Source organism: Lysinibacillus sp. NPDC093216, from assembly GCF_050280325.1.
Classification (GTDB): domain Bacteria; phylum Bacillota; class Bacilli; order Bacillales_A; family Planococcaceae; genus Lysinibacillus.
In genome coordinates this window covers 44,066-55,828 of record NZ_JBNNVB010000016.1, presented here as the reverse complement: position 1 = coordinate 55,828, position 11,763 = coordinate 44,066, and the positions used below count along the sequence as shown (strand labels likewise).

The 11,763-nt window shown below is 35.3% G+C and carries 11 protein-coding genes; 5 read left to right on the top strand and 6 right to left on the bottom strand.

The features are described 5' to 3' along the window. Positions 1–10: 10 nt before the first annotated feature. Positions 11–253, bottom strand: coding sequence for a ferredoxin (locus tag ACQKOG_RS17120; RefSeq protein WP_427447540.1), 243 nt, complete (start codon positions 251–253; stop codon positions 11–13). 23 nt (positions 254–276) lie between these two features. After that, a complete protein-coding gene (locus ACQKOG_RS17115) occupies positions 277–1,296 on the bottom strand; it encodes an NAD(P)/FAD-dependent oxidoreductase (RefSeq protein ID WP_370076400.1) in 1,020 nt (339 codons plus the stop codon). A 307-nt stretch (positions 1,297–1,603) separates the two neighbouring features. On the opposite strand from ACQKOG_RS17115, the gene ACQKOG_RS17110 reads away from it, so the two are divergent. Then, positions 1,604–2,956 carry a sigma-54 interaction domain-containing protein gene (locus ACQKOG_RS17110; protein WP_370076398.1) on the top strand — a complete coding sequence of 451 codons (1,353 nt, stop codon included), beginning with the start codon at positions 1,604–1,606 and terminating at the stop codon, positions 2,954–2,956. Between the two features lie 661 nt (positions 2,957–3,617). On the opposite strand, the gene ACQKOG_RS17105 is transcribed toward ACQKOG_RS17110, so the two are convergent. After that, entirely contained in the window at positions 3,618–4,181 is a 564-nt protein-coding gene (locus tag ACQKOG_RS17105; RefSeq protein WP_370076396.1) for a helix-turn-helix domain-containing protein, read from the bottom strand. A gap of 167 nt (positions 4,182–4,348) precedes the next feature. Here ACQKOG_RS17105 and ACQKOG_RS17100 point away from each other — a divergent pair, with 167 nt between their 5' ends. Genes ACQKOG_RS17100 through ACQKOG_RS17090 form a run of 3 tightly spaced genes read left to right on the top strand, consistent with a single transcriptional unit; the run spans position 4,349 to position 8,100 of the window. Next, the gene (locus ACQKOG_RS17100) at positions 4,349–4,486 is read left to right on the top strand and encodes a hypothetical protein (protein ID WP_370076394.1); all 138 of its coding nucleotides are present in this window, start codon (positions 4,349–4,351) and stop codon (positions 4,484–4,486) included. 3 nt (positions 4,487–4,489) lie between these two features. Continuing rightward, positions 4,490–6,088 (top strand): sodium:solute symporter family protein, encoded by a 1,599-nt coding sequence (locus tag ACQKOG_RS17095; RefSeq protein ID WP_370076392.1) that lies wholly within the window; start codon positions 4,490–4,492, stop codon positions 6,086–6,088. A 17-nt stretch (positions 6,089–6,105) separates the two neighbouring features. After that, positions 6,106–8,100: an FAD-dependent oxidoreductase gene (locus ACQKOG_RS17090; RefSeq protein WP_427447536.1), complete on the top strand. Its 1,995-nt coding sequence runs from the start codon at positions 6,106–6,108 to the stop codon at positions 8,098–8,100. Between the two features lie 98 nt (positions 8,101–8,198). Here the strand turns inward: ACQKOG_RS17090 and ACQKOG_RS17085 are convergent, their stop codons facing one another. After that, positions 8,199–8,312 (bottom strand): glutamine amidotransferase-related protein, encoded by a 114-nt coding sequence (locus ACQKOG_RS17085; protein ID WP_370076388.1) that lies wholly within the window; start codon positions 8,310–8,312, stop codon positions 8,199–8,201. A gap of 655 nt (positions 8,313–8,967) precedes the next feature. On the opposite strand from ACQKOG_RS17085, the gene ACQKOG_RS17080 reads away from it, so the two are divergent. After that, entirely contained in the window at positions 8,968–9,243 is a 276-nt protein-coding gene (locus tag ACQKOG_RS17080; RefSeq protein WP_068984284.1) for a YqhV family protein, read from the top strand. Between the two features lie 934 nt (positions 9,244–10,177). Here ACQKOG_RS17080 and ACQKOG_RS17075 read toward each other — a convergent pair. After that, positions 10,178–10,522 (bottom strand): hypothetical protein, encoded by a 345-nt coding sequence (locus tag ACQKOG_RS17075; RefSeq protein WP_427447534.1) that lies wholly within the window; start codon positions 10,520–10,522, stop codon positions 10,178–10,180. A 213-nt stretch (positions 10,523–10,735) separates the two neighbouring features. Continuing rightward, positions 10,736–11,479, bottom strand: coding sequence for a GNAT family N-acetyltransferase (locus ACQKOG_RS17070; protein WP_370076383.1), 744 nt, complete (start codon positions 11,477–11,479; stop codon positions 10,736–10,738). Positions 11,480–11,763 lie beyond the last annotated feature (284 nt).

The window sequence follows — 11,763 nt, the reverse complement described above, 5'->3', positions numbered from 1 at the left end:
CTAACTCAAATTACGTCTTATTTTTTATAGTAAACGGTTCAGTCGCGATTTTAATCGAATTTGTTGGACATTCCTCTACTGCAATTTCTAATTCTTCTATAAAATCTTCGTGGATCTCGGTATTACCAGCATTTAGATCAAGTACTGAAAAGGAAAGACCTTCTTCATCATGGTCAAATAAATGAGGAGCGTTTTCAGAACATGCGCCGCATGCTATACATGTTTCGCGGCCCACCATCGTATATACTGTCATATCTTTTCCTCCTCATATGATTTTTAGTTTGTTACTTTCTCTTTAAATGTTGTCTCCATCAGGCTTGTGCTATGAAGTGTTTGTTTTTTTGCTTGTGGATCAACGTACATTTTCGCCTCATTGACTGCAATCGGCGCCTCTCCAAATCCTGTTACAATTAGCTTTACTTTTCCTTCGTACGTACAAATATCCCCTACTGCGTAGATCCCTTCAATATTTGTTTCCATCTTCGAGTTTACAACGATTGAATTTTTTTCGATCTCCAATCCCCAGTTTTTTATCGGACCTAGCGAAGAAACGAAACCGTAGTTTACAAGAACATCATCTACCGTTAATTCGATTGTTTCTTCACTTTTGTTGTTTTGAATGATGACTTTCTCTATTTGTACGTCTCCGATTAATTTTGTTGGGACATATGGTGTTAGGATTTCCACACGTGATTTTTTTAACAGATCAACACTATACTCATGTGCCTTAAACGAATCTCTTCTATGAACTAATGTTACTTTTTTTGCAATTGGTTCTAACATAAGCGCCCAATCAACAGCAGAGTCACCGCCGCCGAATATTACAACTTCTTTATTAGCAAACTTCTCAATCGTGTCAACGAAATAATGCAAGTTCTTTCCAACGAAAGTTTCTTCATTTTCCAACTTCATTGTTTTTGGTTGGAACGCACCATTTCCAGCAGTAATAATAATCGTTTTTGAGTAATGCGTTTGTTCATTTGTCGTAAGTTCAAAAACACCATCGTCGCGTCTATAAATCGTTTGGACTGTTTGGCCAAGACAATGATCCACTTTAAACTGATTCATCTGTTCGATGAGGTTATTCACAAGGTTTTGCGCACTTACTTTAGGAAATCCTGCTACATCATAAATAAACTTTTCCGGATAAAGTGCCGATAACTGTCCGCCAAGTTGCGGTAAACTTTCAATAATATTGATGGAGGCTTGTCGCATTCCAGCATAAAATGCGGTGAATAAACCAATGGGACCTCCACCAATTATAGTAATATCATATATTTTGGAATATCCATTCATTAAAAAAACCTCCGTTTTTTGCAATTAGAGTAATTATAAATATCAGACATTTACATTACTTCCTATATCCTATAGAGTAAACTTAGGCACATCATTTATTCATTCACATCAACATCCTCTCTTCACTTAAAAGTCCTTGATGAACGATTCATAAACTTAGAAAGCAATTTTCATGCCACTTTTAAGTAAGCTTGATGTTTAGCTAGTTTCGTTATCGAAATGCGTGAACTCTTGATGATTGAACGAACTTAAATTGACTCAATTTGAATTTTATTAGACTCAATTTTAATGAGGGGGAGGTTTTTAAATGTTCGCTAGTTTATCTACTGATCTTGAAATGGAGGCATTGCTCCAAATTTTAGATTATTCGTCGGATGAGATCTTTGTTCTTGATGAAAATAGACGAATTATTTTTGTGAATAATGCATGTGAGCGGCATTACGGATTGAAGAAGTCTGATGTAATCGGAAGATTTAGCGATGAATTATTTAACGAGGGGTATTGGACACCGTCTGTACTTCCTGAAGTATACGAAAAGAAAAGACCCATCTTCATAAAACAAACTACTATCTTAGGTGCTGAATTGCTAACATCTGCTATACCTATAATAAATAAGGATAATGAAATTAAATTAATTGTGACGACAGCCCGAGAATTGCAAAACTATAAAATGCTAAAATTGACGCAGCAAAATAAGATGGATCCTAATCGAGAACCCAATATAATCGAATCGGAGATGATGACAAATAATAAAAAGGTAAAGAAATTGCTTCTATTAGCACAGAGAGTTGCAAAAACCGAATCGACGATCTTAATACAAGGGGAATCAGGAACTGGGAAGGGAGTGCTTGCGCAGCATATTCATAATGCTAGCAATCGTAAATCTCATCCATTCTTAACCATTAATTGTGCGGCGATTCCGGCAGATTTGTTAGAAGCCGAATTATTTGGGTATAGTGCTGGATCTTTCACGGGTGCAAATAAGGGCGGTAAAATCGGATTAATTGAATCAGCAGAAGAAGGCACATTATTTTTAGATGAGATAGGAGAGTTGTCTTTACCCCTTCAAGCAAAATTGCTTCGAGTAATTCAAGATAAGATATTCATTCCGATTGGTAGTGCTAAAGAGAAAAAAGTGAATGTCCGTATTATCGCAGCAACGAATCAAAAGCTTATTGAAATGGTAGAAAAAAAACAGTTCCGCGAAGATTTGTTTTATCGTTTAAATGTGATCGATATTCAATTGCCGTTACTTAGAGAGAGAAAAGAGGATATCATTCCGTTAACGTATAAATTTTTGTATAAATTTAATGTCATGTACGAAACGAATAAAGTTATTTCAGAAAAATGCTTAAAGTTGTTTACGGAGTACTCTTGGCCAGGAAATATTCGACAACTCGAAAATGTCATGGAAAGATTAGTCATTATAAGCGATGACGTCATTGATGTGGAGGACTTACCAGAGTTAATGTACCGTCAAATCGAACAAGTGCATCAAGATTCACCTGCTACGTTGAGAGAAGCGATCGATTTTGTGAAAGAAAAAATGGTGAAAAAGTCATATGAAAAGTATGGTAGTTCTAGAAGAGTGGCAAGTGATTTACAAATTAGTCAAACACAAGCATCGAAACTAATAAGGAAATATTGTGATAAAAATTGATAGCAAGTCAAATCAGAAACAATATATTTAGCTTTTCGATACTCGTCATATCTATTCAATAAAAAACTCGATCACTTACAAAAGCGTACCGTACTAACCTAATTATAGGAGACAAATAAAAACACCTTTCATTGAATAGCGGGTATTTAAACCTGAAATACTCAATCTGGAGGTGTTTTTTCTATGGGGACAAGGGTTCAAAAAATATTATTTAGTTTAAATGGGGTATAGAATGGGACTCCCCCCTTTTAGCATTGAAAGAAGTGTATGAAATATTTATACAATTAAATTTATCTTACTGTTATAAAAATCTAAGGTTGTCCACAACTTCTTTAGCAACTATCCCTACCAACTAATCATTTTAGACCTGTAGAACCAAACTCTTCTTCTCCTCTATCTGATACATTTAGCTCCAAATTAGTTTCAATTAGTTCAACCTCAGGAAGTTTTTTAGCATATTATCCCTTCCGTTAAGAAGGTATGTTCTACAGCTACCGAAAACACATTTCTTAAAGTAACTTGCTCTGCATTAATCCATGAAGTTATACTGCGCAAAGATGTTGAACTTTAAATGTGCAACATCATATTTAATTGGTTTTTATTTAATTATTTGTAGATTGAGTGAAAATTATTGGTAGTGGTGTTTATATCGTCTGCCCTCCTAGAAACCAGTAGGCGTGATTATCCATATTACCTTCAAAGTTTCTTTTCCAATATTGCGCCAAGCATGGTGTCTATGACTTGGAAAATTAATTGTATCTCCAATATTTAAGATATAAGTATTTGTATCTACGGTAATTTCCATCTGCCCTTCTATAATTATAATACATTCCTCATCACCTGCATGATTATACTGAGAACCACTGCATCCTCCCGGCTCTACTTCACATAAAAGAACCTGTAGTTTTCCCTCTCCTGTTGTCAGCATGTAGTCCGTTAACTTTCCATTTGGATATGGCATTTTTTTTCGTCTATCTTTACGAACGATCGAGACATCCTCAATTATATGTGGATCCACTTCATTGTCACTAAATAGTGCAGAAACAGGTAGATCTAAAGCATCTGCTATTTTTTTTATAGTTGCAACTGAGCCATCCGTCAAACCACGCTCAAATTGGCTGATAAAGCTTGCTGTTAATCCAGTTTTCTTTGCGATTATTTCAATGGTATAGTGTTTTTCTTTACGAATTCTTCTAATATTCTCTCCTAATGATTGGTTATTCATAAAAAACCCTCCTTGACTGAATATTTCGAATATTGTATATTTTAAGCGACACTTAAATTTTAATATTTTTGTAAGTGTTGCTTAAATTATACCATGAATTGGAAACAATCGTTATTTCACTTTTTCTTATCTAAGGGGTTTATTTATTATCTAAAGGAGGGGTTATAATGGGAGAATTTATTTTTACAATAGCTTATGGAGGTTCACTTATTGTTTTGGGCTTTATTACAAGGAGTTATTTAAAAAAAATGGAACAGCTAGCTTCTCAACCAACTATACCTAAAAAAGTTGATAAGGCGGTGTAGTCGATGGTATTTATCATAGGGATCATTGTATCGTTTATTTTATATATTGCTATTGGTGCAATACTATCAAAAAACGTCAAAAATACGGAAGACTTTTATATATCTGGTCGAAGTGGATCAACGTTAATGGTTACAGGGACGTTAGTGGCATCCTTTTTAAGTACTGTATCTTTTATGGGGGAAGCCGGGTTTTCTTATGAAGGTTATCCGATTCCATTATTAATTCTAGTAATTTTTAATGGAAGTGGTTATATATTTGGAGTTTTTCTTTTTGGACGTTATTTAAGAAGAAGTAAATCTCTTACTGTTCCTGAGTACTTCGGGAATCGCTTTAATTCAAGAAAAGTTCGCTTAATTGCTGCGATTACAACAGTTATTGGTATTGCTGCATACTTAGTGGCAGTTACTCAAGGCTCATCTCTTCTATTGTCCGAAATATTCAATATCCCTTATGCCATAGCTATTGTGATTATGTGTATTGTCTTCGCCTCCTTTACGGTAATGTCAGGTGCAAAAGGTGTAATGGTTAATGACACGATCATGTTCTTTATTTTCTCGTTAGCAGCTTATGTGTCTTTTCCATTCATCATCAAAGCTACTGGCGGTTTCCCTGCTGCAATTATGAAAGCTGCTAATAATGTAGAAAAACCCAATATCTTTAGCTGGCACGGTGTTACCGGATCAGGCGCCTATATGGGGTCGCCAACTGATGTATTAATATGGGCAGTTATAATGGGACTCGTATGGGGTTCTGTAGTAGCGATTAGTCCATGGCAAAGCAGTCGATACTTAATGGCCAAAAATGAGCATGTAGCCATTCGTTCAGGTGTTTGGGCAACTATTTCGATTTTTACGATTTATATATTCTTACATTCTAGTATGGCGATGATCAACAATGTGAATTCCTCTATTCACCCTACGGAAAAAGTATTTATTTGGGCAGCAATGCATCTTGTCCCTTCTTGGCTTGGAGTAATCATTGTAAGCGGCATTATGGCAGCAGCTCTTTCATCATGTGCAACATTTTTACAACTTATCGGTAGTAGTATCGCTAATGATATCATTCAACCATTTAGTAAGAAGAAATATAGTGATCAGAAACTACTGAGTTTTAGTCGAATTTCAATGATTATGGTGACGCTTATCATTCTAATAATTGGTATATGGCAACCTCCTGCTGTCATGTGGATTGGCTATTTTGCAGCAACTCTTTTTGCAGCATCATGGGGACCTGTTGCTTTTTCAAGTGTATTTTCAAAAACTGTAACAAGTCTTGGTGCTTTCTGGAGCATTATTGCAGGTTTTTTAGGAGTAATTGCTGGAGAAGCGATCGGTACATTAATTAAGTTACCTATTTACCTCCATCCAGTAATTATAGGATTTATCCTTAGCTCTATTACTCTGTATGTAGTTTCTAAATTTGGTGTTATTACCGAGGAAGAAGTTTCATATCAACGAATGCTTCATCAACAACCAATGGAAGAAAATGAGAAACGAGAAATGGCAATTACAAAACGATACCCTACTTATTTAATCATAAGTGGAATCGCTGTCGTAATTATCACATTTGTTTTCTATTATTGGCCTATCTCACATGCTTAAAAGAAGGAGGATTTGCTATGTCAGTATTTAAATATTTATTTACACCTGTTGAAATTGGAAATACGACAATCAAAAATCGTATTTTATCAACAGCACATCAAACAAATCACGTATTGGACGGTATTCCTACAGATGATTTAATTGCTTATCATGTTACTCGTGCAAGAGGTGGTCTTGGTTTGATTATTTTAGAAGCTGGTGCAGTGCATTCGTCTGGTCTTTTAACGACACATACAATTGCTGCTTTTGATCCTAGTATTAAAGAAATCTATCGTAAGTTGATAGAGAAAGTTTCTCCATATGATACGAAAGTGTTTGCACAACTTTTTCACGGTGGACGTGAAATTGTGTCCAGTAATTATCGATCTGCTGCACTAGCTCCCTCTTCTATCCCAAGTCTGCGTTTTGGCACAATGCCACGGCCAATGTCAGTCTCAGAAATTCAAGAGGTGATCACAGGTTTTGCTAAGTCAGCGCGCAATGCAAAGGATGGCGGACTACACGGTGTTGAGGTTTGTTGTTCCCATGGGTATTTACCTGCACAATTTTGGAGTGAACAAACCAATAAACGCAACGATGAATATGGTGGAAGCTTTGAAAATCGTATGCGTTTTATAGTAGAAACAATACAAGTAATATGGGAAGAAGTTGGCGAAGATTTTACTGTAGGAATTCGAATGAGTTCTGATGAGATGACAATGGATGGATTAACTATTAAAGACTCCATTAAAATTGCAGAGTATTTGACGGATAAAGTTCGTGTTGATTTTATTAATATTACTGCTGGCGATTCCAGTACTTATGCAGGTTCTACTCACATTGTTCCGCCGGCTCCGATGAAACAGGCTTACTTGGCCCCTGATAGCTTTAAAATACGTCTAGAAGCAGCAGTCCCTGTGTTCGTTGGTTCACGAATTGTCGACCCGATTCAAGGTGAAAAAATTATTAGTAGTGGTCGAGCGGATATGGTTGGAATGACACGTGCTACTATTGTCGATCCTGATATGCCAAATAAGGCAAAAAATGGTGAACATCAAATGATAAATGCTTGCATTGGTTGTCTACAAGCATGCATTGGACATTATCATAAAGATTTACCAATTGGTTGTGTTCAAAATCCACAAGTAGGTAACGAAGTATTCTTTGAGCGCGTTCTTCAGCAAAATAACCCTTCTAGAAAAGTACTAATTATTGGTGCTGGACCTGGTGGACTTGAGGCAGCCATAACTGCGGATACTATGGGTTATGATGTAACAGTGGTGGATCAATCGGATCGTATTGGTGGGTCGCTTAATTTGATGCTACTTGCCCCACAACGAAATGAAATGGCTTCAGCGATGCTCGATAATTTTTCACGCCAACTGGCATTGACCAATATCCAACTAAAGCTTAATACAAAGTTGTCTCCAAAGGAAATTGAAGATTTTAAGGCGGATGCAATTATTTGTGCAGTTGGTTCACGACCTTATATTCCTAATGTCGAAGGAGTAATGGATGAGAGAGTGATATTAATTGATTATGTATTTAAGAAAAACATTTTTAAAAAGAACGAAAAGGCAGTAGTATTTGATTTTAAAGGAGATTGGGCTGCGCTAGAGGCAAGCCTTTATTTAGCAGAAAAGGGTTGTCAAGTAACACTTGTTACTGCGCGTTTATATATTGCAGAAGATGTACATCAGTATTTACGAAATGAATATATGAAGTACTTATACGAGGCAAATATCGAAATGATTACACATCACGATTTTGGTGGAATCTCGAAAGATGGAATTTACATGCGTAATCTATTTACACATGAGAAAAGATTAATAAATGCTGATCATGTTATTTTAGCTGTTGGAAGAATACCAAACACAGAACTGTTTGAGACAATAAAGAACATGGCTCCTTATGTAGCTCAAATTGGTGATTGTCTCGCACCAAGAACGATTGAAGAAGCAACGTTGGAAGGTTTAACAACTGTTACTCAAATTGAAGAACAAATAACTAATGCTTTGAATTTAAATAAATAGTTTAAACCTTGGTATCTTACAAACGTAAAACACTCTTATCTAAATATAGATAAGGGTGTTTTACATCTATTATTAAACTCCTTCTTTACAATAAGAATCTAAAATATTTGAATCATTAAGTCTCCCTCTTTTGTACCGATTGATTCGGGATGAAATTGCAAGCCAAATACCGGGATATTTCGTATGCTGAATGGCCATAATCTCTTGATCATCTTCAGCAATTGCTGCAATTTGTAGTTCAACCGTTAAAAAATTATGAATAAACTATTTATTTTATGTAAACTAAAACAAAAGAAGTGGAGGCTTTCCTATTGTTTGTGTATGGACAAGAACTTCTAGTTTTTTTAAATTATTGAGCCAAGAAATTTTAGACATGTACATTAAAAATAACGCTATGAGACGAATCGAGATTCAGTATCACGTACAGTTACCCATCTCGATCACTCTCACAGCGCACAATAAAAGCCTTCCATGTTTCTCGATTTGACATAATTTAGGGTGAATACCTCCTTGATTTTCTACAACTATAGACTAAAGCTTTTCCTAATTTCTTCAATATTTAATACTAAGCGTATTTTTCGGTTTCACTTTAGTCTTCTATTAGATTTTGCAAGATCATAAACAATGCACCTATACTATTTCCTTTCAAAAACAAAAATTGGACTTATGAAACTGATTCAATTAATAAATTATTTGAACTTTTAACTAGAAAGTCACCTATTAAATAAACACTATATAGCATAATATAACAAGAATATTTGATACGAATCATACATATATTGATTTTAGTATTTCATTAAAACAGAAGTCTATTATTATCCTAATGATGGGATTATATTATAAGCGGAAATTTTCTATAAAGATAGGATGATGACAATTATTGAAAAATCGGTTCTTGCTATGGTTATTTTACGTGTATTGTCTGGAAGTATTGAAGTAAGTGCTGGATTGTTGATGCTAAAGTTGAATAATTTAGAAAAAGCATTCTATATTAATACAATGCTTGCTTTGGTTGGTCCAACAGTTTTAATCGTAACGACAGCAATTGCATTATTTGGACTAGCTGATAAAATTCCAGTGGCGAGAATCATTTGCCTATTTACAGGAATTACACTTATTCTTATTAGCTCACATATTAAGTAATAACGAAGTATTCCCGAAAAAAGTAATAAATCAAGTAGTTCAAAAAAATAAAATTCTCCAAAGAGTTTGTTTTACAATGGATGTTAATTAAATCCTAATAATGTTCAATAGTTTGCTGTAGCGTGTGACGACGCTACGTTTTTATGTATAAGTAATCTCTACTTGGACAAAGTGTATCGCACGTACTTATTCGGTTGTGGCGTTGGTTGACCGTCACATCCTCCCTCATTCAGGGTCAACTTAACTCAGTGATTTATAATTTCTTTTCTCGTATTGTTTAGTAACATTACACTGCATCAGGTAGTTTTCTACTTGAATAAAGAATGAATCTTTAAAGCAACTTCTTTCGGCTTAACATCGATCGTCAACATTTTTTCGACCTCTACCTATATTGGTAAATAAGTTCCTCTATCTTTGTTTTTGTCAGTGTACTCTTTATCTTGCCCAGTTCCAAAATCACCTCCAATTATTTCCGATAAGAAAAAATATTGATTGCCATTAAATTTTACTTCTGCGATACAATCCTTGATCCTTACCTTTATACCTAACTCTTCTAGCGTTCTTGCTGCATCTGCTGGCTTAGGTTACATTTTTGTCTAACAATTGGAAGTGCAATTAATTGTTACGGTGAATATTTTATTCGTCTTAAGGAGAATCTAGATTAAACGATAATTGGTATTATTTAAACGAATAATTCCCTTTTGAACGATAAATTATAGGAAGCTTTCGATAATTAGGTATCTATATTATGTAAACTAAAATTATTTGGCGTGAAGGAGGGCTTAAATACGTCAATTCCCCATAATATCTGTACTTTTGTATATGGCCAAGAATGTCCAGACAACTAAAATTACTATTGAGGAGAGGATAAAAGAAATCAATAAATATCAAAAAGCATAAGCTTTTTACGCCTACGCTTTTTCAAAAATTAATGTTAAGACAACATCGTTATTCTTTTACAAGCTATTTTTGCTGCTGGAATTTCAACACCAGCACCAAGTGCTGTTTCTACTGATTCTCCCCAAGAACCACTGCTAGCCTTTATTTCTTTCCCTGCTGTCAAAACTCCCTCTGCTACAATTTCAACACAATCATAATAGTCTGGATTAGGATTACTTTCAAGATACTGTGCAGCTAATTCGTCTGCTTTCTTTTGTATTGAAAGTCGACCTTGTTCAGCCAATGAACTAAAAATACTCTCAGCTTGCCCACCAAAATGTACTATTTCGTCGTTAATGTCTTGACCAGTACGATGTATTTCTCCCATTTCAGATGACATATATAGTCCCCCAATCCTTGAAATTTGAACTTTTTAAGTTCACAAATATTTTATCCAACTGAGATTGATCTTATCCATCAACAACTATTTCTTTTTGGTAAGGCTTGAATAATAGCTGAGAAATATAATTTTTAATCATAATTAGGTTCCCATTCACGGATAAATTCTTTTGAATCATCTTCATCCCAATTTTTAATAATTTATATTTCAATCCTACTCGGACTCTCCGACAGTGCAGTCAGGGGAAATCACATCCCACTTTCCAAGCAGCGTCAAACCAGCTGCTTTAGCTAGGAATGTAGAGGCTTCGTTATCGAGCTGGCATCTATACTGTGGTTCGTACCCCTGCTCAAAGGCGTACTTGCAGATTGAACGTACCACTTTGCGAGCATGACCTTTTCCTCTAAAATGTGTCAGAGTCAGTACGCCGAGATCCGCAATTTGCACATCTTCTTCCCAAGGATACATGCTGGCAGCGCATACTAGGCGATTTTGCTCAAAAGAGCCGAATACCGCCCAGTGATCCAACTCGACATAAGCATCATCTAAGTCTTGTTCAGTAGCGGAAGACTCGAACTCTGAGAAAATCGCACCATCTTGCTCTTTTAATTGACGCAATGTACCTCCTAGGCTTTCTTGCAGCAAGACATTCTTTTCTCCTTCTGAAAAATAAAAAAGATAATCTGCGCCATGCAATGTGACTCCTGCTTCATTTAATTTCTGGCGGAAGATCAGCTCAGACAGTTCTTGTCCTTTAGTAAGGTCTAACTTTTCGGCCATCTCAGGCGACAAGACTGCCAAAATCCGGCCGTCAGTAGTTTCCAGCACCATGATCCGACTGTCTTCGCTCAGATCAGGGTTAATGGTGACCGTAAAGATTTCATCATTGTAGATAACGTCTCCGTTTAAAAATTGCGACTTCCAATAGTCAGTTATCGTTTGTGAAAATAAAGACATGCATATTGCCCCCTATAGTTAAAATTTTATTCAAAATACCATATTTTCTCTATTGCTTTCTAATCCTTTTTTCTAACTTCTTTTCATAGGTCCTTCACCTAATTCTAGTAAACATTTGCATCAAAATTGTAATTATTTAATCATGCACTCCAATTCTTTGAATTTTATCAACTAAGCATTTTTTCTGGAATTCACTCTAAAAAGACACCTAGAACGAATCAGTATTAATATAAAGCTTCACACAATGTGAAGCTCAAGTCTTTTCTGGATAAAAAATATGGACA

Bases quoted from the DNA above. Each gene is read 5' to 3' on its own strand.
- ACQKOG_RS17120 (WP_427447540.1), bottom strand. From the start codon at position 253: ATGACAGTATATACGATGGTGGGCCGCGAAACATGTATAGCATGCGGC.
- ACQKOG_RS17075 (WP_427447534.1), bottom strand. From the start codon at position 10,522: ATGTCATCTGAAATGGGAGAAATACATCGTACTGGTCAAGACATTAAC.
- ACQKOG_RS17090 (WP_427447536.1), top strand. From the start codon at position 6,106: ATGTCAGTATTTAAATATTTATTTACACCTGTTGAAATTGGAAATACG.
- ACQKOG_RS17080 (WP_068984284.1), top strand. From the start codon at position 8,968: ATGATGACAATTATTGAAAAATCGGTTCTTGCTATGGTTATTTTACGT.
- ACQKOG_RS17095 (WP_370076392.1), top strand. From the start codon at position 4,490: ATGGTATTTATCATAGGGATCATTGTATCGTTTATTTTATATATTGCT.
- ACQKOG_RS17110 (WP_370076398.1), top strand. From the start codon at position 1,604: ATGTTCGCTAGTTTATCTACTGATCTTGAAATGGAGGCATTGCTCCAA.
- ACQKOG_RS17070 (WP_370076383.1), bottom strand. From the start codon at position 11,479: ATGTCTTTATTTTCACAAACGATAACTGACTATTGGAAGTCGCAATTT.
- ACQKOG_RS17100 (WP_370076394.1), top strand. From the start codon at position 4,349: ATGGGAGAATTTATTTTTACAATAGCTTATGGAGGTTCACTTATTGTT.
- ACQKOG_RS17105 (WP_370076396.1), bottom strand. From the start codon at position 4,181: ATGAATAACCAATCATTAGGAGAGAATATTAGAAGAATTCGTAAAGAA.
- ACQKOG_RS17115 (WP_370076400.1), bottom strand. From the start codon at position 1,296: ATGAATGGATATTCCAAAATATATGATATTACTATAATTGGTGGAGGT.
- ACQKOG_RS17085 (WP_370076388.1), bottom strand. From the start codon at position 8,312: ATGATCAAGAGATTATGGCCATTCAGCATACGAAATATCCCGGTATTT.